Here is a 21,461-nt window from a genome sequence, read left to right as displayed (position 1 = left end):
GGGAGAAGCGGCGAGGGCGGCCGGATCAGCGCGTGAGCGCGGGTGTGGACGCGTCGGCCCCGACGGCGCGCAGCACGAAGGCCTCGGTCGCCTCGATCGCCTGCTCGCGCGCGGCCGGGTCGTCGGGGACGAGCCGGCCGGACAGGCACGCGTTGACGAGCTGCACGGTGGTGTCGATGTCCTGCTCCGGGAACTCACCGACCTCGATGCCCGACGCCACGATGCGGCGCAGGATCGTCTCGACGAGCTCGGCGTGCTCGCGCAGCCGTTGGCGCGTGGTGCGCGACAGCACCGTCCGCAGGTCGGGGCCGGGGGCCAGGTGGAAGATGCGCTTGAGCTGGGCCTGCTGGCGGATGTAGGTGCGGAGCTGCTCGACGGGGTCGTCCACGTCCTCCAGCGCCCGCTCGAGCGTCCCGACGTACTGCTCCGTCTCGTGGGTGATGAACCCGAGGAGCAGGGCCTCCTTGTCGGGGAAGTGGTTGTACACCGCGGTGCGGCCGACCCCCGCGGCGGCGGCGATGTCGGCGAGCGAGATGGCGTCGAAGCCGCGGTCCATCATGAGGGTCGAGAGCGCCGCGAAGAGCTTCTGCCGGGTCTGGGCGCGGTGCTCGTGGAGGGACCCTCCGATGATCTTGGGCATGCTGACATCATAGGGAGGACGTGTCAGAACGCTAATCGGCTCCTCCGGGCCGCGGCCGCGCCGCCGCGGAGGCGCCAACCCGTCGCCGGCGGGGCCTCCCGGGCGCGCTCCGCCGTCTGGCACACTGCCGCCATGGACACCACCGCGTCGCCCGACGGCGTCCCCGCCACCGCCCCGGACCCGGACTTCCCGCCCGTCCCCGCGGACACCAAGGACTGGACGTGGGTCATGGAGCGACCGTGCCCGGAGTGCGGGTTCGTGGCGGCCGAGGTCACGCCCGACCGTGTGGGGGCCGCGGTGCGCGACGCCGTCCCGCGGTACGTCGCCGCGCTCGGTCGCGAGGACGTGCGCGTCCGCCCCGACGCCGCGACGTGGTCCGTGCTCGAGTACGCCGCGCACGTCCGCGACGTCTTCTCCGTGTTCGACGTGCGCGTGCAGTCGATGGTCGAGGGCGACGACCCGCGGTTCGCGAACTGGGACCAGGACGCGACGGCGGTCGAGGAGGACTACGCGCACCAGGACCCGGCGGTCGTGGCGCGCGAGCTCGAGATCGCGGGCGACCGGGTCGCGGGCCGCTTCGACGCGCTCGTCCCGGACCAGTGGGAACGCCCCGGGCGGCGCTCGAACGGCTCCGTGTTCACCGTGCGCACGCTTGGCCAGTACTTCGTGCACGACGTCGTCCACCACCTGCACGACGTCGGCGCGTGAACCGGACGCGCGGCACCCGGCCGCGCCACGTCAGGAGACGCACGGTCGTGACACGGGCGTAACATCCCGGCATTCCGGACGCCCTACGGTCCGGTCATGGACGCCACCGTCGCCGGCCTCGTGCCGGACGCGCAAGCGGGAGCGCACCTTCTCGCGGTGCCTCGCTCCCGCGGTGCGGCTCGAACGCCCGTGGACACCCTCGCGCGCGCCTGGTTCGCCGACGCGGCGTGGACCACGGCGCCGGGCGGCGGGGGAGCGACCCGCCCCATGGTGGGCGCGCGGTTCCGGGGCGTCGTGCCCGACGGCGTGGTCACGCCGGGCGAGCTCCGGCTCGCCGAGGGCGTGCGCGTCGTCGGACCCTTCCCGCTCACGCCGCCGCAGACGCAGGCGCTCGACCTCGCGGGCGGCAGCGCCGAGGCGTTCGCGCTGCACGTCGACGACCCGGCGCCGCGCGGTGCGCCGGCGCCCCTCGCCGACGACCGCGACGGTCTCGCGCGGGCCTTCGCCGCGGGGCTGCCCCAGGGCCTCGAGCTCCAGGTGCTGGGCTGGGCGGTCGCGGCGGCGCGGCGCGTCGGGGGTGCCGTCGTCGCGGACGGGCGGACGGTGCTCACGCCCGACCCCGCCTCAGGGGTCGACCTCACGCTCTACAGCGCCCAGGTCCTCGGGCCCGACGACGCGCTCGGCGTCCTGCGCACGACGGTCCCGAGCGCGCGCGTCGTCGCGGTCCACCCCCGCCCGGACGGCCTCGCGGAGTACGTGCTGTCGGGAGACACCCCGTACGACGGCGCGGTCCGGCTGGCGGCGCAGCGCGTGCCGCAGGTGCCGCTCGCTCTCGCTGCGCTCGACTGGCGCGAGCACGGCCCGCACGCCTACCGCGTCACCTGGGTCCCGCAGGACCCGTACGAGCTCGAGGTCGAGCGTCCGTCGGGGCTGCACGTCATCGCGCGCTCGCGGGCCCGGGTGCTCGTCGCACGGCTCGCGGCGATGCTCCAGGGGCGCCTTGCGGGGACGCTCGTGGACGACGGCGGCTTCGTGGTGCGGGACCTCGACCTCGACGAGCGGCTCACCCCGGCGGCGACGCCGACGACGCAGTTCTGGGTCTGACCGACGGCGTGCGCACGAGGCGCGCGCCGCGGCCGAACCGGGCGTGTCGGCCGGGCGAACTGTCCACAGATTTCATCCACAGGGTTGTGGGTTGCGTGGGAACGGCGCGGGGCCGCCTGTGGACGAACCTGTGGCCTTCTCGACCGGCCAAATGACATCGGTGGGAACTCTTGCAGGGCCCCCGGGTGAGGACTACAAACGTGCCTAACGGCCCGGACGGGCGCAGACGGACGACGGTGTTCCGGCAGGCAGTACGCAGGGGTCTCCCGGCCCCGCCTGGAGCGCACGACGGCCCGGCGCGAACGCCAGGGCACGGCTGACCGGAGAACGGTGGACGACCCGCGACCCCCTGCTGCGGGGCTGCGCGCGACGGCGCAGGTTCCGACCGGACCCGGAAGGCCGACCGCGATCGGCGTCAGCGCGCCTGCCCGGGGCATCCGGGTCGAGCGCGGGGGCGCCGGGCCGCCACGTCGCGAGCGGCGCCCCGACGGGCCACCGGCCCGACCGCCCCGGGGTCGCGCGGACACGGCGAGGCCCCTCGGAATCCTGCTCCGAGGGGCCTCGTTGCCATTCTCCCGCGGGCGTCCCGCGTCGCGAAGACCCGTCCGCCGGTGGTGGGCCAGGTCGGTCCGCCGCGCCTACGCTCGTGCCATGAGCAACCTCGAGACCCGGCCCGAGGAGCGCGTCTGCTCCGCGGGCACCCCGCACGGCGAGGGCGCCGGCGCGGCGCCGACGGTGGAGATCCTCGAGCATCGCGACGTCCCGCTCGGGGGCACGCGCGCCATGCGCGTGCGGCGCACGATCCCGCAGCGCGCGCGCTCGCTCGTGGGCGCGTGGTGCTTCCTCGACCACTACGGTCCGGACCCGCTGCCGGCGATCGGCGACGGCACCGACGGCATGCAGGTCCCGCCCCACCCGCACACCGGCCTCCAGACCGTCACGTGGCTGTTCGCCGGCGAGATCCTGCACCGGGACGCCGTGGGGTCGCTCCAGACGGTGCGCCCCGGCGAGCTCAACCTCATGACCGCGGGCCGTGGCATCTCCCACTCCGAGGAGTCGCCGCGCGGCGTCCGTCCGCCGGTCCTGCACGGGGTCCAGCTCTGGGTCGCGCTCCCGGGAGACCGGCTGACCGACCCGCCTGCGTTCGAGCACCACGCCGACCTGCCGGTGGTCGAGGTCGCCGGCGCCCGGGTCCAGGTCTTCGTCGGGAGCCTGCGCGTCGCCGGCGCGGAGCTGCGCTCGCCCGCGACGACGTACTCGCCGCTCGTCGGGGCGCAGGTCGACCTGGAGCCCGGCGCGCGCGTGACGCTGGACGTCGACCCGTCGTACGAGCACGGCCTGCTCGTGGACGACGGGACGGTGCGGCTGGAGGGGGAGGACGTCCCGCCGTCGTCGCTCGGGTACGTGGCGCCGGGGCGCGCGACGCTCACGGTCGAGGCCGGGCCGGACGCGCCGGCGCGGGTCGTGCTCGTGGGCGGCGAGCCGTTCGGCGAGGACATCGTCATGTGGTGGAACTTCGTCGGCCGGTCGCACGACGACGTCGCGCGCGCCCGCGCGGACTGGCAGGCACAGCTCGTGGTCACCGGCGGCGAGGGGCCGAACCACGGCGGGACCCGGTACGCCGACGGCGCGCGGGACGGGCGCTACGGCGAGGTCGTCGGGTACGACGGCGGCCCGCTGCCCGCGCCCGCGCTGCCCGACGTCCGCCTGCGGCCCCGCACCCGCCCGGCGGGGCGCCAGTAGACTGCCGCGCATGGCCAAGAACTCCACGCCCGACTTCGTGCTGCGCCCGTTCGAGGGGCTCCCCGGCGAGACCGACTGGGTCGCGATGCGCGAGGTCGTGCCCTCGGCCACCGCGACCGCCCGCACGACCGCGGAGCACGGCGCACGCGACGTCACCGTCGTGACCGTCCTGCCCGCCGGCTGGGCCGCGCTGCACCGCCAGGACGGCGCGATCCTCCTCGCCGTCCAGACGCTCGCCGGCTCGGGCGACACGAGCCGCGACCTCGCCGCCGCGCTGCTCGAGGCGATCGACGCCGAGCCGGGCACGTCCATCGAGATGAGCGCGCTGCCCGACGCCGGCCCGCGCCTGCAGGACGTCCTCGACCTCTCGGTCCCGTTCGACGTCACGGTCCACGAGGACTTCGCGTTCTGGCTCGACCCGGCCGAGGAGATCACGCCGGACCTGCGCGCGTCGCTCGACCAGGCGGCCGAGTCGATGGTGCCCACGGTCAAGCTCGACGCCGTCCCCTCGGCGTACTGGTGCCGCATGTCGCGCGAGTTCCTGCGCTGGGCTCGCCCCGAGCCCGAGGACGCGCTCATCGACGCGATCTCGCGCCTGCACGCGCGGCGCGAGTCGGGTCTCGCGGGCGGCAAGTTCGTCGGTGCGTTCCGGTCGAGCGGGCTGCTCGTCCCGGTGTGGGAGCTGGCGCGCGGGACGGAGGCGGACGAGCTCGAGGGCCCGGTCGCGGAGCTCGACGCGCTCCTCACCGAGGCGCTCGCGGTCACGGAGCCGCTCGACGCGAACGAGCGCCGGGCGCGCGCGGGGATCGTGTCGCGTCAGGTGACCCTGCGCTGACGGTCCCGCTGCCGGCCGGCGGCCCGCCGACGCCCCTGTCGGCGGGCAGCCGCGTCGAGTAGGATCCGGGGGACCTGGGAACGCAGCCCGGTCGTCCTGCGAAGATCCCGAGCGGATCTGCTGGTGGAACGACGACACTTCTGCGGCCAACTCTTTGCACTACTAGGCTGGACGGCGTGAACGCGGACCATCGGTCGACTGAGTCGGGGAACAACACGGGCACGGGCACTGCCCCTGCGGGCGCGGCGAGCACGCCGCCGCCGACGTACCTCTCGGCGTCCGGCACGCGAGCACGCACCCCGCGCCCGGTGGTCGGGGACGGTCGGACCGGTCGCGCGGTGCGCCAGCGCGTCGCCGTGATCATCCCGGCGAAGGACGAGTCGCGGCGCATCGCCGCGACGGTCCGCGCCGCCAAGGCGATCCCCCACGTCGACCTCGTGCTCGTCGTGGACGACGGGAGCGAGGACGACACCCAGCACGTCGCGCGCGAGGCGGGGGCCGTCGTCGTGCGCCACTCGCACAACCGCGGCAAGGCCGCGGCCATGGAGACCGGCGCGGCCGTCGTCGCCATGCGCGACGCGGCCGACCGCCCGCCGCGCCTCGTGCTCTTCATCGACGGCGACCTGGGCGAGACGGCCGTGAACACCGCGCCGCTCGTCGCGCCGGTGCTCGACGGGTTCGCCGACGTCTCGATCGCGCTGCTCCCGCCGCAGCCTGGCGCGGGCGGCCGCGGGATCGTCGTCGGGGCGGCGCGACGCGCGATCCAGTCCCTCACCGGGTGGACCCCGACCCAGCCGCTCTCGGGGATGCGCTGCCTCACGCGCGAGGCGTTCGAGGCGGCGACCCCGCTCGCGCGCGGATGGGGCGTGGAGACCGGCATGACGATCGACCTGCTCCGCAAGGGCTACGTCGCCGTCGAGGTGCCGTGCGACCTGCGCCACCGCGCGTCGTCCAACGACCTCAAGGGCCAGCTCCACCGCGCCGCGCAGTACCGCGACGTGCTCCTGGCCGTGAACGCGCGCAAGATGCGCTCCGCCGTCGACCGGGTGCGCGCCGACCACTAGCACCCTCGACGCGGAGCGTCCCGCGTCCGAGCGCTGGCGCACGTCGACGTACGACTGGAACACCTACGATGACCCGGCGATCCGGAGCGTCGCGATGGCGGATCTCGCGGCGGGCGGCGCGGAGCTCGTCCTCGCGTAGACCCGCCAGGCTCAGGGCGCCGCGCTCTCCACCCGCGAGGCGGCACCCGCCGACGCCGTCCCCTCCGCGTCCGGCGCGGCGCTCGGGGCGCCCTCCCCGGCGCCGGGCTCCTCGTCGGTCCCGGTGCCGTCGTCGACGGAGTGCAGCGCCGCGACGGTGAGCAGCGGGACCGCCGGGATGAGCGCGATGAGCGCGATGCGCACGCCGAAGTCGTTGACGAGCGACCCGGCGACGCACACGATCCACAGGGCGAGCACCGTCGGGCGCAGGAGCGGCCACGCGGCCTCGGTCCGGGCGAACCACCCCGGCGTGAACCGCCGGGGCCAGAACAGCACCAGCGCCGCCGCGACGAGCACGAGGATCGTCAGCCAGACGGGCACGCCCCCCAGCACGGAGCGGGCCGCGTACCCGGCCTTGCGGAGCAGGGTCTCCCAGGCGGAGCCGTCGACGACCTGGCCGACGAAACGGCCCAGGTGCGAGCGCTCGTCGGCCGGGCGCAGCCAGTCGAGCACGCCGACGGCGGCCACGAGCCCCACACCGGCCGCGGCGACGAGCAGGAAGCGTCGCCACGTGACCCGGGCCCCGGACGCCGCGAGGCCCAGCACGGCGAACGCCGGCACGACGACGAGCCCGCCGCCGAGGTCGGCCCCGAGGGTCGGCCACACGTCCACGACCATCGTCACGAGGCCGATCACGCCCACGACCGTCGCGGCGACGTAGCGGTGCCCGCGGGCGACGAGCCACTGGGCGAGCGCCGCGGCCAGGACGAGCGCCGCGACCGCGTAGACGGAGAACGTCGGGTTGCCGAACCCGTAGAACCGCGCACCGAACGTCGGGGCGGAGCCGAGCGGGCTGGCGCGGTTCAGCGGCGTCCCGACGAGCGCGTCGAGCGTGAGCACCGCGAAGGTGATCCCGGCGACGATCCCGGGCCCGAGCCACACCGGCCGCCGGGGGGCGAGCGCGCCGAGCGCGGCGACGGCTGCTGTCGCGAGCACGGTCGAGACGACGATCGCGAGGGTCTGGTTCCCGAACCTCCACCATCCGGTGAGCGACACGAGGAAGGCCGCGGTCGGCACCGCGGCCACGACGAGCGCGGCCCCGCGCGCCCAGTGCGAGGCCCGGGCCCAGCGGGCACGCGCCCGGTCGCCGGTCGCGCGCGCGGCCCGCGGCGCGAGCAGGAGGCACAGCCCGGCGATCGCGAGGCCCGCGTAGAGCGGCACGTCGACGAACGCGGTGTAGACCGCGCGCCGCACGTGGTCGCGCGTCGTGAGGTCGGCGAGCGCGTCCGCGGTCGACGTCGCGTCCGGGGGCCGCGGCGAGCCCCAGGCCAGGGGCGTGTCCTGGATACGGGCCGGCGTCGCCGCTCCTGCCGCGTCGAGCACGGTCGCGGGGACGTCGAGGACGCGCGCGACTCCGTCGGTCCGCGTGGCCGCGCTGGTCAGGTACCGCGCCTGCTCGGGCCCGTCGAACGAAGGGCGTACGAGCGTCGCGCCGAGGGCCGGACGGGTCCCGGGCGTGCCCGCGACGTCGACGACGAGCACCGTCGTCCCGGTCGGGCTGGCGTCGAGCACCGCGCCGACGGTGGCGTCCACGGCGGCGAGCCGGTCGACGCGCAGCGAGGCGCGCAGCGCGACGCGCTCCTCGGCCGGGAGGTCGGGGTCGACCGTGGGGGCGGTCGCGTCGCCGGCGTCGACGACGGTCACGGGGCACGCGAAGGCGTCGCTCCCGGGAGCGGTCGCGCTCGCGAGGTCCCGGTAGCGCGCGACGTCGCCCTGAGAGTCCGCGAGGGCGAGCGCCGCGCCGTGACCGACGGCGGTCGCGCACACGGCTCCCGTCGCGGTGCCCGTGTCGTCACCGGCGAGCGCGTCGCCCAGCACGCCGAGCCGCGCCTGGTAGCCGGAGCCCTGCTGGAGCGCGACGAGGTCGTCCCAGCCGTCGACGTGCGCGCCGCCGGCGCCGTCCGGGTCTGTGCCTGTGGAGGTGGAGGAGGTGGCGACAGGTTGCGCCGTCGGGCACTCCCACGTGCCGTCGGGCGCGCGCTCGGTCGCGACCTCGGCGAGCTGGCCCGCCGAGAGCGCGAGCCAGCCCCCGACGGTGCAGCGGCTCGCCGCGCCCGTCGGCTGGGCGACGCCCCCGGCACCGGCGCCGTCGGTGAGCAGGGCGTGCAGGGTCGGTGTGGTGGACGCCGTCACGTCGCTCCACGTCACGCCCGTGGTCCCGACGACGACGAGCGGGCGGTCGGTGGCGATGGCGTCCGCACGGGTCACGGCCGCCTCGCCGCCTGCGGGCGCCGCGCTGGACGTGGGACGCAGGCCTCCCGAGGCGAGCACCGTCGAGACGAGGAGGACGACGAGCAGGAGCCCGCCCCCGACGGTGAGGAGCATCGTGGGCATGTGCCGGATCCCCGGCACGGGGAGCGCGGCCGCCGCGCGCTGGGGCGCGGACCGCGCGAGGAAGCCGGGCACGACCATCGCGGTCGCGACGACTACGACCATGACGCCGATGATGACGCCCGAGTCGTTGAGCACCGAGCCGACCCCCGCCACGACCACGAGCGCGATCACGAGCTCGCGCAGCAGCGGCCACCGCTCGTAGGCGCGCACGACCTCGGGGAGCCGGAAGCGCGCGGGGCGCAGCGCCGCGAGCGCGACGAGGACGACGAGCACCGCCGCGGCGGCGCCGGCAGGCTGCGCGACGGTGCGCCACGCGCCCACGGCCTTGCGGCCGATCACCTCGAGCGCCGCTCCGTCGACGACGGTCTGCACGAAGCCGCCGAGGTGCGAGCTGCCGCCCGGCAGCAGCCAGTCGACGACCGCGACGACCGCGACCACGAGCACGGTGAGGCCCGCGACGACCAGCGCGCGCAGCCACGTGATCCGTACCCGGCCGACGAGCAGCGCGAGCACGGCGAACGCGGGGACGAGCGCGAGGATCCCGCCGAAGTCGGCGCCGAACGCGGGCCAGCCGTCGATGACGACCGTCACCGCCCCGACCGCGACGACGAGCCAGGCCGCGAGCCGGCGTCGGCCCCGGGCGAGCGCCGCGGACGCGAGGCCGCCGGCGAGCACGAGGCCGGCGACCGCGTACACGGCGAACGTCACGTTGTTGAAGCCGTAGAAGCGCGTGAAGCCCGCGACGGCGGACGTGCCGAGCAGGGACGCCTGCTGGAGGGTCGTGCCCGTCGCCCCGTCGACCGTGAGGACGAGCCACGTGACTCCCGCGAGCGCGGTCGGCAGCGCCCACGGGCGGCGGGGGAGGAGCCGCGAGACGAGCCAGGCCACGAGCGCCACGGCGACGGCGCTCACCGCGAGCGCGAGGGTGAGCGCCGGGGCGGGGGCGCTCCACACCCACCAGCGCGACAGGCTCGCGAGCGAGGCCGCGACGGGCGCCGCCGCCGCGACCATGAGCACGGCGGACAGGACGCGCAGCCCGGCGGGGCGGGGGCGCGGCGGCAGCCCGCGTCGCGCGGCCGCGCGCCGCACCCACAGCGCTCCGCCGAGCGCGACGACGAGCGTCGCGACGAGCAGCCCGACGAGCACGGGGTAGAGCGTGGGGATGGTGCTCGTGAGGACGTTGAGGTACTGCCGGTTCTCGACCGTGCGCGCGACGTCCATGCGCCGGACCTCGCCCAGCGACAGGGGAGCGCCGTCGAGACCCTCGGTGCTCCCGCCCGCCTCGTCGACGACGGTCGCCGTGAGGTCGACGAGCTGGACGATGCCGTCCTTCTGCGTGCTCGGGGAGTGCAGCCAGCGGCTCGTGGGCTCGCCCTTGCGCCAGTCGACGACGACCGGGAGCCCCGGCTCGCCGACCGGCCCCGAGGGCACTCCCGCGACGAGCACGCGCGTGCCGCGGTCGACCTCGTCCATGACGCGCGCGAGCGCCTCGTCGAGCGCGTCGAGGCTCTGCCCCCGCCCGGGGGAGGAGTCGACGATCTCGCCCTGGTCGACCACCGTGACGTCGCACGCGTCGAGCCCACCCTCGGGCAGCCCCGCGAGCGCGGACGTGTACCGCTCGACCTGGCCGCTCGCGTCGGAGAGCATGACGGCCGCGCCCGGCCCGACCGCCGTCGTGCAGACGCCGGTCTCGGCGAGCCGCGTCGCGAGGGTGCCGGGCGCGTGGTGCGCGGTCGGGGCGGCGGCCTCCTCCTCGGACGGCGCGGTGAGCGCCGCCCATCCGGGGACGTCCGCCGGCTGCGCCTCGGGCGCGGTCCCCGCCGTCGGCGTGGTGGGGACGGGCAGCGGCGGGCAGCCCGTGGTGGGCGGCTCGGTGCTGACGGGCGGCGCTTCGGCCGGGTCCTCGGCCGTCGGGTCGGAGGACGTGACCATCTGCCCGGCGGACAGGGTGAGCCACGCGTCGGTCGCGCAGGACGTCCGCCCCACGCCGAGCGACGCGACCGACCCCGTGCGGATCATCGACCACAGCGTGGGGGTCGCGGTGGGCGACACGTCGCTCCAGTACAGGCCCGCCACCGCGACGAGCACCACGGGCCGGGGGTCGTGCGTCGGCGCGGTGCCGACGCCGGTGCCGACGCCGGTGCCGGCCGAGGTGCCGGTTGCCGTCGTGCCTGACGGCAATGCGGCCGCGGGAGGCGCGACGACGGCCCCGAGGGCGGTGAGCAGGGTGAGCGCGACGGCAGTCGCGAGCGCCGTCGCCCGGGTGCCCCCGCGCCGCCATCGCCGGGTGGGGAGCGTGCGGGCAGGGGAGAGCGCGGCGGCCGGGAACGTCACCGGACCAGCCTACGGGGGCGCCCCGCACGCGCCCTGGCCGTCCGGACGGCGTCGTCGCAGGTCCGCGCGGGACGCTCACGCGCCCTCCACGCCCGCTGCGCGGGTATCCGCTGGACGGTCAAACTTGTATCCGTGTACAAATTGGTTCCATGTACAAATTATGGAGCCGGCCGTGCGCCCGTTGAGCCGTGCGGAAGCCCGGTCCGCGATCGTGAACACGGAGCCGTCGGAGGGGAGGATCCGGCTGCCCGCGGACTTCGACGCCCTGCGCTGGGACGATCTCGACTACCTCGGGTGGCGGGACCCTCGGGCGCCTCAGCGCGCCTTCCTCGTGGCCGAGGGCGTCGACGGCCGCGTGCTGGGCGCGGTCCTCCGCCAGAGCCCGAGCCACGCGGAGACTGCAGGGCGCGCGGTCATGTGTGCCCTCTGCCGCTTCACGAGGCGCTTCAACGAGGTGGCGCTCTTCGCCGCACCCAGGCCGTCGTCCGACAAGAGGCGACGGCTGAGCACCGTGGGCATCCTCGTCTGCACCGATCTGGACTGCGGCCGGAACGTGCTGGCCACCCCCGTCCGCGGCCCGCTCGACCCACCCGCGGAGGAGGTGGTCCGGGCTCGCCGTGCAGGGCTCCGGACGCGTACGCTCGCGTTCCTGCACGGCCTGACCGACGGCACCGGCACGGCGCGGACGAGGAGATGACGATGGCCTACCTGCCGCGCGCGGAGCGTCGGGACACGATCGTCGTCGCAGCGGCGGCCGTCGTGCGCCGTGCCGGCCTCGGTGCCGTCACCGCGCGCGTCGTGGCCGACGAGCTCGGAGGCTCCCCCGGCCAGATCCACCATCACTTCGCGTCGACGGACGAGCTCGTCGCGCAGGCGTGGCGGCGCTACGCCGGCGAGGAGATCGCCGCCTTCCAGGGTGCGGTCCGCGGTCTGGAGCCGCGCGCGGGGCTCGAGCTCTTCTTCGAGGACCTCGTCGGTCCGACCGGCGACGGCCGGGCTCTGACGCTCTGGGCAGAGGCCGGCGCGCACGCGCAGCTGCGTCCCGAGGTCGCTCAGGCCTACGTGGAGACGCTCGACCACCTGGTCGCCGTCCTCGCGGACGTCCTCGGCGGCCGCGGCCACCGCGACGCCGCGGCCAGGCTGCTCATGGTCGGCGTCGGGCTGGCCGGGCTGACCCGGGTGGGCGGGACCGGGGCGATCCCTCCGCACGCGGTCATGCGATCGGCGATCGACGCCGAGACGACGTCGCGCTGACGGCGTGCGCGCCCGGCTCAGGCGGTACGCACCACCAGGGCGCCGGGGTCGACGCGCGCCTCGATCTCGACCGCGAGGCCCAGCACGTCGCCGTCGACCTGGGCCTGCTCGCCGTCCTCGACCCGTACGCGGACGCGCCGGGCGCGCGCGTGGTCGATGCGACCGATCTTGGCGGGCAGGTCGTTGCGCACGCCGAGGCCCTGCATGACGACCTCCCCGAAGAGCTGCGCCCAGCCCACGACCCCGCCGCGCGTGTCGATCGCCGCGATGTCCAGGATCCCGTCGTCGATCACCGCGTCGGGCAGGAGCGTGAGGCCCCCCGGGAGGCGGCCGCAGTTGCCGATGAGGAGCGAGCGCAGCCGCGCGTCGACGGGCGGCGTGTCGTCGAGCTGGATGCGCGCGCGCATGCGGCGTCCGTGCAGGTGCCGGATGCCCGCGACGAAGTAGGCGACCCAGCCGACCTTCGCCTTGAGGTCGTCGTCGGTGTCGGCGACCATCGCGGCGTCGAACCCGAGGCCCGCGATGACGAGGAAGATGTGCTCCGTGCCGGCGTCCCGGGCCGGGTCGGGACCCGCGTCGTCAGGGCCCTCGGCGTAGCGCAGGACCTTGACCCAGCCCACGTCGACCGGCCGGTCGGACCCGGCGATCACGACGGCCAGCGCGGCGCGTGCATCACCCACCGGGAGGTCGAGGTTGCGCGCGAGGAGGTTGCCGGTGCCGACCGGGACCAGGCCCATGGTGCGTCCGCTGCCGACCATGCCCTCGGCGACCGCGCGGACCGTGCCGTCCCCGCCCACCGCGACGACGACGTCCGCGCCGCGCGCGAGGGCGTCGCGCGTCTGCCCGACGCCCGGGTCCTCGACCGTCGTCTCGAACCACAGCGGGTCGGGCAGGGCGGCGTCCGCGAAGGCGGCGCGGACGAGCGTCTCCAGCCCCGCGACGTCGGGCTTCGACGGGTTGGCGACGAACGCGACGAGCTCGCGCGGGTCGTCCTCGACCGGGGGCTCCTCGACGGGCGGCGCGTCGCCGTGCGCGCGGCGCTGCCGGGTCTGCTGCGCGCGCAGCCCCAGCGCGACGGCGAGCGCCACGACGGCGACGGCGAGCGCGGCGATCGCGAGCCAGAGCGTCCAGGACATGGCCCCTACGCTAGTGGCGGCAGGGCAGAGCGCGGCATCCGGCGCAGCGTCCGCGGGCATCGGGAGCGAGGAGGGGCGCGGTGCAGCTGCAGCGGGTCACCTTCGGTGCGGACGGGACCGTGGGGACCAACAGGTTCGGGGCGCGGGGACCGCGCCGCTGGCCGCGGCACGTGCACGACGTCCACGAGCTCCTGTGGGACGCGCGCGGACCGCTGGAGGCCGAGACCGACGACGGCTGGTTCGTCGTCCCCCCGGGCCACGGGCTGTGGATCCCGGCGGGCTGCGCGCACGAGGTGACTGCGGGGGACGGTGTCCCGTTCGCGTGCACGTTCCTCGGCGGCGACCCTCCAGAGGGGGTGGGCGGCCGGACCGTCGTCGTCACGGTGGTCCCGGCGGTGGCCGAGCTCCTCGCGCTCCTCTCGGGCACCGACCTGCGGGCGGACGTGCGCCGCCGCGTCGAGGGCACGGTCCGCGACCTGGTCGCGCCCGCGGAGCCCGGCCCGGCGCGCTCGACGGCGGGGCCCGCGACGGGGCCGGCGGCCGGCCTGCCGCTCCCTGCCGACCCCGCGCTGCGCGCCGTCGCTCGCGCGGTGATCGCCCGCCCGGACGACCGCCGCACCCTCGACGAGTGGGCCGAGGGCGCGGGGATGAGCGCCCGGACGGCGTCGCGGCGGTTCCGTGAGGAGACCGGGACGACCTTCGCGCAGTGGCGGACGACCGTCCGCATGCGGGCCGCGGTCGGTCTGCTCGCGTCGGGGATGCCCGTGGGCGCGGTCGCGCGGCACGTGGGCTACGCGTCCGCGAGCGCGTTCGTCCAGTCGTTCCGCGCCACGGTCGGGACGACGCCGGGCGCGTACGCGGGCAGGGTGCCCGCGGGCCGTGCGTCCTGAGGCGGCGGCAGACCGGGACGACCTGTCCGGGACCCGACACGATCCGTCCGGTTCGCGACACGGCGGGGCGCCCCGTGACCCGAGCGGGTGGTTAGGCTAGGCAAACCTCACCACGTGTGCGAGGTCGGGCCGACGCCCGATCTCGGCACGGGCGACGACCACGACCGGACGCACGGCGTCGGTCGCACACCCGACGAAGGAGCCCCATGACCGCGCGCCCTCGCGCCCCGCGCCCCCGCCCGGCCTCGCTCACCGTGTCCGTCCTCGCCCCGGCGGCGGTCGTCGCGCTGCTCGCCGGCTGCGCCACGTCGGAACCGGCCGCGTCGGCCGGCACGGCGGACACGTCCGCCTCCGGGAGCACCCGGACCGTCGACACCGCGTTCGGCGAGGTCGACCTCCCGGCCGACCCGCAGGCGGCGCTCGGCGTCTACACGACCGACATCGACATGCTCGTGACGCTCGGCGTCCCGCTCGCCGGCAAGCAGCCGATCCGCGACGAGGGGTACACCGCGTTCCCGTCGTTCTTCGACCAGGAGGCGCTCTCCGGCCTCGAGACCTTCGAGAACTTCCCCGAGTACAACTACGAGGAGATGCTCAACGCCGCGCCGGACGTCATCCTCAACGGCCTCGGCTACGACGCGGACCTCGTCGCGAAGCTCCCCGAGATCGCACCGACCTACAGCTACGACGGGTTCGACGGCGGCGACTGGCGCGACCGCTTCGCCGAGATCGCGGTCGCGTTCGACCGCGAGGCCGAGCACGACGCGTGGGTCGAGAAGTACGACACGAAGGTCGCGGAGGTGCGCGCGGCGCTCGACGCCGCGGACGTGCACCCCGTCGTCGCGCCGGTCGGCTACTGGGACGGCAGCGTCACGGCGAGCTGCTACGGCATGCCGTGCCTGGTGTTCAAGGACCTCGGGCTCGAGATCCCGGAGTACGCGGACTCGTGGGACGGCACCGTGTACTCGCTCGAGCAGCTGGAGGCGCTGAGCGACGTCGACGTGATGTTCGCGTCCGACGCGCCCGGCGCGGACGGCACGATCCCGGACCCGTTCGCCGAGATCGGGGGCAACGCGCTGTGGAGCGCGCTGCCCGCCGTGAGCTCGGGGAACGTCGTGCGGTACGACATGGAGATGAACTACGGGTCGCCCAGCGGGCAGTACGCGTTCCTCGAGGTCGTCGAGAAGGCGCTGCTCCCGTGAGCCGGTCGACCGTGACGATGCGCGTCCACCGGGCCGTCGTGCGCGACGTCGAGCGCCTCACGCCCGGCATGGTCCGGGTGACGTTCGCCGGTCCCGGCCTGGCCGGCTTCGAGACGACCGGCGTGGGGGACGAGTACCTGCGGGTCATGTTCCCGCGCGACGGCGAGCCGGACCCGGTCCTGCCCGTCGCGACGGAGTCCTGGTTCGAGTACGCCGACGGCGTCGAGCCGCTGTCCCTGCGCACGTACACCGTGCGCGACGTGCCCGAGCCGGGCGTGGTCGTCGTCGACTTCGTCGTGCACGACGGCGGGGTCGCGGCAGCCTGGGCGCTGCGCGCGCGGCCGGGGGACGTCGTCGGCCTCAACTCGCCGACCGGGCTCTACGACCCGCCGGCCGGGCTGGCGTGGCAGCTCCTGCTCGCCGACGCGACGGGCCTGCCCGCCGCGGCGCGCCTGCTCGAGCAGGCGCCGGCGGGCGTGCCGACCCGTGCCGTGCTCGAGGTGACCGGTCCCGACCACGAGCAGCCGCTCGCCGTCGGGCCGCACGTCGAGGTCGCGTGGCTGCACGGCGGCAACGGCCACGGCCCGTCGCGGCTCGAGGAGGCCCTGCGCGGCGTGACCCTGCCCGACGGCGTCGGGTACGTGTGGTTCGCGGGCGAGACCAGGGTGCTGCGCGCGGTACGGAAGTACCTGCGCCACGAGCTCGGGCTGCCCGCCACCGCGTACAAGACCGTCGGGTACTGGACCGACGCCGCCGAGTCCGCGGACGCGCGCTGGGAGGCGCTCGACCCGGCGGTCAAGGCGCGCATCGAGGCGCTGTGGGACCAGGAGGGCAAGGGCGAGGAGGAGATCGTGGACGAGTACCACGACGTCCTCGAGTCCGTCGGGCTGTGAGGGCTCGGGCGGTGGCCGGGTTCGTTAGGCTGCTGGCGTGATCGACCTCCGCCTCCTGCGCGACAACCCCGACATCGTCCGTGCCAGCCAGGTCACCCGTGGTGACGACCCCGCGCTGGTGGACGCCGCCCTCGACGCCGACGCCCGCCACCGTGCCGCGCTGAGCGAGTTCGAGAGCCTGCGTGCCGAGCAGAAGTCCCTCGGCAAGCAGGTCGCCCAGGCGCAGGGGGAGGAGAAGCAGGAGCTGCTCGCGCGCACCAAGCAGCTCGCGGCCGACGTCAAGGCGCGCCAGGCCGACGCGGACGCCGCGGCGGAGGAGCTGCGCGGGCTGCTGTACCGCATCTCGAACGTCGTCGCGGGCGCGCCCGCCGGGGGCGAGGACGACTACGTCGTGCTGCGCGAGGAGGGGACGATCCGCGACTTCGCGGCGGAGGGCTTCACGCCGCGCGACCACCTCGACCTGGGCGAGGGCCTGCGCGCGATCGACACCGAGCGCGGCGCGAAGGTGTCGGGCGCGCGGTTCTACTACCTCACGGGCGTGGGCGCGCGCCTCGAGCTCGCGCTGCTCAACGCGGCCATGGACACGGCGGTCGCGGCCGGGTTCACGCCCGTCATCACGCCGACGCTCGTGCGCCCCGAGGTCATGCAGGGCACCGGGTTCCTCGGCGCCCACGCGGACGAGATCTACCGCCTCGAGAAGGACGACCTCTACCTCGTCGGGACGAGCGAGGTCGCGCTCGCGGGCTACCACGCGAACGAGATCGTCGACCTCTCGGCCGGGCCGCTGCGCTACGCCGGCTGGAGCGCGTGCTACCGCCGCGAGGCCGGCTCGCACGGCAAGGACGTGCGCGGCATCATCCGCGTGCACCAGTTCCACAAGGTCGAGATGTTCTCCTACTGCGACCCGGCCGACGCCGAGGCGGAGCACCAGCGCCTGCTCGGCTGGGAGGAGCAGATGCTGCGCCTCGTCGACCTGCCGTACCGCGTCATCGACACCGCGGCGGGCGACCTCGGGTCGAGCGCCGCGCGCAAGTTCGACTGCGAGGCGTGGCTGCCCACGCAGCAGCGCTACCTCGAGCTCACGTCGACCTCGAACTGCACGACGTTCCAGGCGCGCCGCCTCAACGTGCGCGAGCGCGTCGAGGTCGACGGCAGGAACGAGACGCGCACCGTGGCGACGCTCAACGGCACGCTCGGCACGACGCGCTGGATCGTCGCGATCCTCGAGAACCACCAGCAGGCCGACGGTTCGGTCCGCGTGCCGGAGGGCCTGCGCCCGTACCTCGGCGGCCTCGAGGTCCTCGAGCCGGTGGTGGCGTGACGGGTCCCCTGGTCCCGGACGACGCGTCCGGGCCGATGCTCGTCGCGCTCGACATCGACGGCACCCTCATGTCGTACGACCAGGAGCTGTCGGACGACGTGCGCGACGCCGTCGCCGACCTGCGCGCGGCGGGCCACCACGTGGTGCTCGCGTCCGGGCGCTCGCTCATCGCGATGACGCCCGTCGCGGAGATCCTGGGGATCGACCGCGGCTGGGTCGTCGCGTCGAACGGCGCGGTGACCGCACGGCTCGACCCGGAGGAGCCGGACGGGTACGCGCTCGAGGACGTCGTGACGTTCGACCCGGGCCCGGCCCTGCGGCTCCTGCGCGAGCACCTGCCCGAGGCCCGGTACGCCGTCGAGGACGTGGGCGTCGGGTTCCGCATGAACGAGCTCTTCCCCGACGGCGAGCTCGACGGCGTGCACCGCGTCGTCGAGTTCGACGAGCTGTGGTCGGGCGAGGTCACGCGCGTCATCGTCCGCTCGCCGGGGTCGACGAGCGAGCAGTTCCACGAGCTCGTCGAGCGCCTCGGCCTGGACGACGTCACCTACGCCGTCGGCTGGACGGCGTGGATGGACATCGCGCCGCTGGGCGTCACGAAGGCGACCGGGCTCGAGCTCGTGCGGCGCGCGCTGCACGTCCAGCCCCACCGCACGGTCGCGGTCGGCGACGGGCGCAACGACGTCGAGATGCTCCGCTGGGCGGCGCACGGAGTCGCGATGGGCCACGCGGACGCCGTCGTGCAGGCGGCGGCCGACGAGGTGACCGGCTCGATCGAGGACGACGGCGCGGCCCACCTCCTGCGCAGCCTCCTGCCCTGACCGCGAGGTAGGACCGCAGGGCGCGAGGCTGCGCGGCCCTCCCCGTTCAGGGGCGGAAGACGTCCTCGATGCGGCAGCCGAACACCTCGGCGATGCGGAACGCGAGCGGCAGCGACGGGTCGAAGCGGCCGCGTTCGATCGAGATCACGGTCTGTCGCGAGACCCCGAGACGGCTGGCGAGCTCGGCCTGCGACCAGCCGAGCCCGGCGCGTCGGGCTGCCATGTCGTTGTCCACGGGCGCCCTACGACTCGCGCCGGGAGACGACGGCGTGCCGGACGAAGAAGTCGACCATCGCGACCAGCACGACCACCGCGAGGACGAAGGAGACGCTCAGCTCCAGCCCGGTGAGACTGACCGCGGTGAGCGCGAGACCGGCGACGACGAGCACGTCCCAGAACGCGCCGGCCGCCGCCCGCTCCGTCCAGCGCCGCTCGACGTTCTCCTCGGCGTGCGGCTCGGGCGCGCTCGTGCGCGGCCGGACGAGGAGGAACCAGCCGAGCACGGCGGCGGGCGGCAGGACGCACACCGTGAAGACGGCCGCGACGAGCCAGAAGTCCTCGCGCCGGAACAGGCCGGCGGCGATGCCGACCGACGCCGCGACGGCGAGCGCGACCAGCGCGGCCCCTGCCCAGGCCCACCAGGGAGCGGCGCGGTCGCCGAGCACGTGCTCGTGGTCTTGCAGCCTGCCGTCGTCGGCCGGGACGGGTGCGTCGCTCACGGGTCTCTCCTCATGCGTAAAGCGTGCTTGACAGGTCGAGCCAACCAGCGTCGGCGCACGCTGTCAAGCGTGCTTGACATGGGAGAGGTTCAGTCGCGCGGCTCGCGCGCGGTGAGGACGACCGGGCCGTCGGGCGTGATCGCGACGGTGTGCTCGCTGTGCGCGCCGCGCGACCCGTCGGCCGAGCGCAGGGTCCAGCCGTCGGGGTCGGTGTAGATCTCGTCCGTGGACTCGAGGAACCAGGGCTCGATCGCGATGACGAGGCCGGGCTTGAGCGGGAACCCGCGCTTGCGACGGCCGTCGTTGGGGATGTGGGGCTCGCCGTGCATCGTGCGGCCCACGCCGTGCCCGCCGAAGTCCGTGTTCACCGAGTAGCCCGCGGCGTGCGCGACGTCGGCGATGGCGGCCGAGATGTCGCCGACCTTCTTGCCCGGCTGCGCGGCCGCGATCCCGGCCTCGAGCGCGCGCTCGGTGGTCTGGATGAGCTTGGCGTCGGCCTCGCCGAGCGCGCCCGCGCGCGGCGTGCCGACGACGAACGACAGCGCCGAGTCCGCGACCCACCCGTCGACGGACGCGGCGAAGTCGATGCTCAGCAGGTCGCCGTCGCGCAGCGCGTAGTCGTGGGGGAGGCCGTGGAGCACGGCGTCGTTGACGGACGTGCAGATGACCTTGCCGAACGGGCTCGCCCCGAACGACGGGTGGTAGTCGATGTAGCACGACTCGGCCCCGCGGTCGCGGATCATCTTGTGCGCGACCTCGTCGAGCTCGAGCAGGTTCGTCCCGACCTTGGTGGCGGCGCGCACCGTGGTGAGGACGTCGGCGACGAACCGTCCTGCGGGTCGCATCTGGTCGATCTCCCGCGGGGTCCTCAGCTCGATCATCGTGGTCCTTCCGGTTCGCAGGTGGTGTGCCCGACGGCGGCGCGGGCGACCCGCACGGCGCCGAGCGGTGCCGAGCAGTGCCGCGGGGGCGGGCCTCCCCACGATATCGGTCGCCGTCCCTCCGACGCGGCCCGGGCGCGGCGCGGGCGCGGCACAGGGAGGGCAAGCGCTTGCATCGATCTGCTCACGATGCGGCACGGCGCCTCGCCACGTGGGCTCCGGGCGTGGCAGCATCACCCGTCGTGGCAGGTATCGACGACGTCGCCCAGGCCGCCGGGGTGTCCACGGCGACCGTCTCGCGCGCCCTGCGCGGCCTGCCCAACGTGTCGGAGGCGACGCGCCTGCGGGTGCTCGCGGAGGCGGCCCGGCTCGGCTACGTCCCCACGCCGTCCGCGTCGTCGCTGGCCACCGGCCGCACCCGCACGATCGGCGTCCTCACCCCGTGGGTCAACCGGTGGTTCTTCGCCAACGTCATCGAGGGCGCCGAGCGCGCGCTGCGGGACCTCGGCTACGACGTCCTGCTGTACACGTTCGACGTGCGCCGGACCTCGTCCCGGCGCCGGGTCGACCCGAGCGTCCTGCGCCACCGCGTGGACGGCACGCTCGTCGTCGGGCTGCCGCTCGACGACGACGAGGTGCGCTCGCTCGTCGGGCTCGCCCGGCCGCTCGCGTTCGTCGGGTCGGGGCCGGCCGACCAGGTGACGGTCCGCCTCGACGACGTCGCGACGGGCCGAGCCGCTACGCGCCACCTGCTCGACCTGGGGCACCGGGTGATCGGCCACGTGACCGGCGTGCCGGACCTCGTGTCGTCGTGGTCCCCGCCCGTCGAGCGCGCGCGGGGCTACGTGCGCGCGCTGGAGGACGCGGGCGTCGCCGTCGAGACCGACCTCGAGGTCAACGGCGACTTCGACGTCGCGGGCGGGCGCGAGTCGACGGCGGAGCTCCTGCGCCGCCGCCCGGACGTGACGGCCGTGTTCGCGGCGTCGGACGAGATGGCGATGGGGGCGATCCTCGCCGCGCGAGACCTGGGGCTGCGGGTGCCCGACGACCTGTCGGTGGTCGGGGTGGACGGCCACGACCTCGGCGAGCTCGTCGGCCTGACGACGATCGCCCAGGACGCCTACCAGCAGGGGTTCGACGCCGCGCTCCTCCTGCTCGAGATGATCAACGGAGCACCCGTGCCGGAGAGCATCACCTACCCGACCGAGCTGGTGCGGCGCGGCTCGACCGCACCTCCTCGCGTCCGCCGCTAGGGCACGACGGCGAGCCCGCCGCCCGCCGGGGCCGGGTTCGTGGGAGCGCGGCCAGCGGATCGGGGCCGAGAGAGCGCGCACCCGGCGCGCGTGACGGAATCGTTACGCAAACTCGCCTCTCCTGTGCTTGC

19 protein-coding genes are annotated in these 21,461 nt (G+C 75.4%); 13 read left to right on the top strand and 6 right to left on the bottom strand.

Annotated features, from left to right (window positions below; genetic code table 11):
• Positions 1 to 25 precede the first annotated feature (25 nt).
• Positions 26 to 640: a TetR/AcrR family transcriptional regulator gene (locus tag ACFVN3_RS05480; protein ID WP_378231338.1), complete on the bottom strand. Its 615-nt coding sequence runs from the start codon at positions 638 to 640 to the stop codon at positions 26 to 28.
• Positions 641 to 772: 132 nt separating this feature from the next.
• Here ACFVN3_RS05480 and ACFVN3_RS05475 point away from each other — a divergent pair, with 132 nt between their 5' ends.
• The 5 genes from ACFVN3_RS05475 (at position 773) to ACFVN3_RS05455 (ending at position 6,094) form a co-directional block, all read left to right on the top strand.
• Complete coding sequence (locus ACFVN3_RS05475) at positions 773 to 1,348, top strand: DinB family protein (RefSeq protein ID WP_378231336.1); 576 nt, start codon at positions 773 to 775, stop codon at positions 1,346 to 1,348.
• Positions 1,349 to 1,444: 96 nt separating this feature from the next.
• Positions 1,445 to 2,452 carry a hypothetical protein gene (locus ACFVN3_RS05470; protein WP_378231334.1) on the top strand — a complete coding sequence of 336 codons (1,008 nt, stop codon included), beginning with the start codon at positions 1,445 to 1,447 and terminating at the stop codon, positions 2,450 to 2,452.
• A 651-nt stretch (positions 2,453 to 3,103) separates the two neighbouring features.
• The gene (locus tag ACFVN3_RS05465; protein WP_378231332.1) at positions 3,104 to 4,195 is read left to right on the top strand and encodes a pirin family protein; all 1,092 of its coding nucleotides are present in this window, start codon (positions 3,104 to 3,106) and stop codon (positions 4,193 to 4,195) included.
• 10 nt (positions 4,196 to 4,205) lie between these two features.
• A complete protein-coding gene (locus ACFVN3_RS05460) occupies positions 4,206 to 5,030 on the top strand; it encodes a DUF5926 family protein (protein WP_378231330.1) in 825 nt (274 codons plus the stop codon).
• 176 nt (positions 5,031 to 5,206) lie between these two features.
• Positions 5,207 to 6,094 (top strand): glycosyltransferase family 2 protein, encoded by an 888-nt coding sequence (locus tag ACFVN3_RS05455; protein WP_378231328.1) that lies wholly within the window; start codon positions 5,207 to 5,209, stop codon positions 6,092 to 6,094.
• Positions 6,095 to 6,244: 150 nt separating this feature from the next.
• Here ACFVN3_RS05455 and ACFVN3_RS05450 read toward each other — a convergent pair whose 3' ends face one another.
• Positions 6,245 to 10,960, bottom strand: a complete 4,716-nt coding sequence (locus ACFVN3_RS05450) for a hypothetical protein (RefSeq protein WP_378231326.1) — start codon at positions 10,958 to 10,960, stop codon at positions 6,245 to 6,247.
• A gap of 172 nt (positions 10,961 to 11,132) precedes the next feature.
• Between ACFVN3_RS05450 and ACFVN3_RS05445 the strand changes: the two genes are divergently transcribed.
• A complete protein-coding gene (locus ACFVN3_RS05445) occupies positions 11,133 to 11,657 on the top strand; it encodes an FBP domain-containing protein (RefSeq protein ID WP_378231323.1) in 525 nt (174 codons plus the stop codon).
• A 2-nt stretch (positions 11,658 to 11,659) separates the two neighbouring features.
• Positions 11,660 to 12,214: a TetR family transcriptional regulator gene (locus ACFVN3_RS05440; RefSeq protein ID WP_378231321.1), complete on the top strand. Its 555-nt coding sequence runs from the start codon at positions 11,660 to 11,662 to the stop codon at positions 12,212 to 12,214.
• Positions 12,215 to 12,231: 17 nt separating this feature from the next.
• Here ACFVN3_RS05440 and ACFVN3_RS05435 read toward each other — a convergent pair whose 3' ends face one another.
• Complete coding sequence (locus tag ACFVN3_RS05435) at positions 12,232 to 13,350, bottom strand: diacylglycerol/lipid kinase family protein (RefSeq protein ID WP_378231319.1); 1,119 nt, start codon at positions 13,348 to 13,350, stop codon at positions 12,232 to 12,234.
• Positions 13,351 to 13,430: 80 nt separating this feature from the next.
• Between ACFVN3_RS05435 and ACFVN3_RS05430 the strand changes: the two genes are divergently transcribed.
• The 5 genes from ACFVN3_RS05430 to ACFVN3_RS05410 all read left to right on the top strand — a co-directional run bounded on the left by ACFVN3_RS05430 (position 13,431) and on the right by ACFVN3_RS05410 (position 18,477).
• Complete coding sequence (locus ACFVN3_RS05430; RefSeq protein WP_378231317.1) at positions 13,431 to 14,240, top strand: helix-turn-helix domain-containing protein; 810 nt, start codon at positions 13,431 to 13,433, stop codon at positions 14,238 to 14,240.
• A gap of 206 nt (positions 14,241 to 14,446) precedes the next feature.
• The gene (locus ACFVN3_RS05425; protein WP_378231315.1) at positions 14,447 to 15,442 is read left to right on the top strand and encodes an ABC transporter substrate-binding protein; all 996 of its coding nucleotides are present in this window, start codon (positions 14,447 to 14,449) and stop codon (positions 15,440 to 15,442) included.
• On the top strand, positions 15,439 to 16,335 hold the full coding sequence (locus tag ACFVN3_RS05420) for a siderophore-interacting protein (protein WP_378231313.1): 897 nt from the start codon (positions 15,439 to 15,441) through the stop codon (positions 16,333 to 16,335). The genes ACFVN3_RS05425 and ACFVN3_RS05420 overlap by 4 nt, the downstream gene beginning before the upstream one ends.
• Positions 16,336 to 16,372: 37 nt before the next feature.
• Positions 16,373 to 17,656 (top strand): serine--tRNA ligase, encoded by a 1,284-nt coding sequence (gene serS / locus ACFVN3_RS05415; RefSeq protein WP_378231311.1) that lies wholly within the window; start codon positions 16,373 to 16,375, stop codon positions 17,654 to 17,656.
• 35 nt (positions 17,657 to 17,691) lie between these two features.
• Complete coding sequence (locus ACFVN3_RS05410) at positions 17,692 to 18,477, top strand: HAD family hydrolase (RefSeq protein WP_378231410.1); 786 nt, start codon at positions 17,692 to 17,694, stop codon at positions 18,475 to 18,477.
• Positions 18,478 to 18,523: 46 nt separating this feature from the next.
• Here the strand turns inward: ACFVN3_RS05410 and ACFVN3_RS05405 are convergent, their stop codons facing one another.
• The 3 genes from ACFVN3_RS05405 to map all read right to left on the bottom strand — a co-directional run bounded on the left by ACFVN3_RS05405 (position 18,524) and on the right by map (position 20,077).
• Positions 18,524 to 18,700 carry a helix-turn-helix transcriptional regulator gene (locus tag ACFVN3_RS05405; protein WP_378215061.1) on the bottom strand — a complete coding sequence of 59 codons (177 nt, stop codon included), beginning with the start codon at positions 18,698 to 18,700 and terminating at the stop codon, positions 18,524 to 18,526.
• Positions 18,701 to 18,719: 19 nt separating this feature from the next.
• Positions 18,720 to 19,196 carry a hypothetical protein gene (locus ACFVN3_RS05400; protein ID WP_378231309.1) on the bottom strand — a complete coding sequence of 159 codons (477 nt, stop codon included), beginning with the start codon at positions 19,194 to 19,196 and terminating at the stop codon, positions 18,720 to 18,722.
• Between the two features lie 89 nt (positions 19,197 to 19,285).
• Entirely contained in the window at positions 19,286 to 20,077 is a 792-nt protein-coding gene (map, locus tag ACFVN3_RS05395) for a type I methionyl aminopeptidase (protein WP_378231307.1), read from the bottom strand.
• A 224-nt stretch (positions 20,078 to 20,301) separates the two neighbouring features.
• On the opposite strand from map, the gene ACFVN3_RS05390 reads away from it, so the two are divergent.
• Complete coding sequence (locus tag ACFVN3_RS05390) at positions 20,302 to 21,330, top strand: LacI family DNA-binding transcriptional regulator (protein WP_378231305.1); 1,029 nt, start codon at positions 20,302 to 20,304, stop codon at positions 21,328 to 21,330.
• The last annotated feature ends 131 nt before the right edge of the window (positions 21,331 to 21,461 follow it).

It is taken from the genome of Cellulosimicrobium sp. NPDC057862 (genome assembly GCF_042797035.1).
Classification (GTDB): Bacteria; Actinomycetota; Actinomycetes; order Actinomycetales; family Cellulomonadaceae; genus Cellulosimicrobium.
The sequence above is the reverse complement of the archived record's forward strand: the minus strand, read 5'-3'. Positions and strand labels throughout refer to the sequence as shown.

What these genes read in the sequence shown, in the direction of transcription:
- ACFVN3_RS05480 (WP_378231338.1), bottom strand. Translation starts at nt 640, where the DNA reads ATGCCCAAGATCATCGGAGGGTCCCTCCACGAGCACCGCGCCCAGACC.
- ACFVN3_RS05475 (WP_378231336.1), top strand. Translation starts at nt 773, where the DNA reads ATGGACACCACCGCGTCGCCCGACGGCGTCCCCGCCACCGCCCCGGAC.
- ACFVN3_RS05470 (WP_378231334.1), top strand. Translation starts at nt 1,445, where the DNA reads ATGGACGCCACCGTCGCCGGCCTCGTGCCGGACGCGCAAGCGGGAGCG.
- ACFVN3_RS05465 (WP_378231332.1), top strand. Translation starts at nt 3,104, where the DNA reads ATGAGCAACCTCGAGACCCGGCCCGAGGAGCGCGTCTGCTCCGCGGGC.
- ACFVN3_RS05460 (WP_378231330.1), top strand. Translation starts at nt 4,206, where the DNA reads ATGGCCAAGAACTCCACGCCCGACTTCGTGCTGCGCCCGTTCGAGGGG.
- ACFVN3_RS05440 (WP_378231321.1), top strand. Translation starts at nt 11,660, where the DNA reads ATGGCCTACCTGCCGCGCGCGGAGCGTCGGGACACGATCGTCGTCGCA.
- ACFVN3_RS05435 (WP_378231319.1), bottom strand. Translation starts at nt 13,350, where the DNA reads ATGTCCTGGACGCTCTGGCTCGCGATCGCCGCGCTCGCCGTCGCCGTC.
- ACFVN3_RS05425 (WP_378231315.1), top strand. Translation starts at nt 14,447, where the DNA reads ATGACCGCGCGCCCTCGCGCCCCGCGCCCCCGCCCGGCCTCGCTCACC.
- ACFVN3_RS05410 (WP_378231410.1), top strand. Translation starts at nt 17,692, where the DNA reads ATGCTCGTCGCGCTCGACATCGACGGCACCCTCATGTCGTACGACCAG.
- ACFVN3_RS05405 (WP_378215061.1), bottom strand. Translation starts at nt 18,700, where the DNA reads ATGGCAGCCCGACGCGCCGGGCTCGGCTGGTCGCAGGCCGAGCTCGCC.
- map (WP_378231307.1), bottom strand. Translation starts at nt 20,077, where the DNA reads ATGATCGAGCTGAGGACCCCGCGGGAGATCGACCAGATGCGACCCGCA.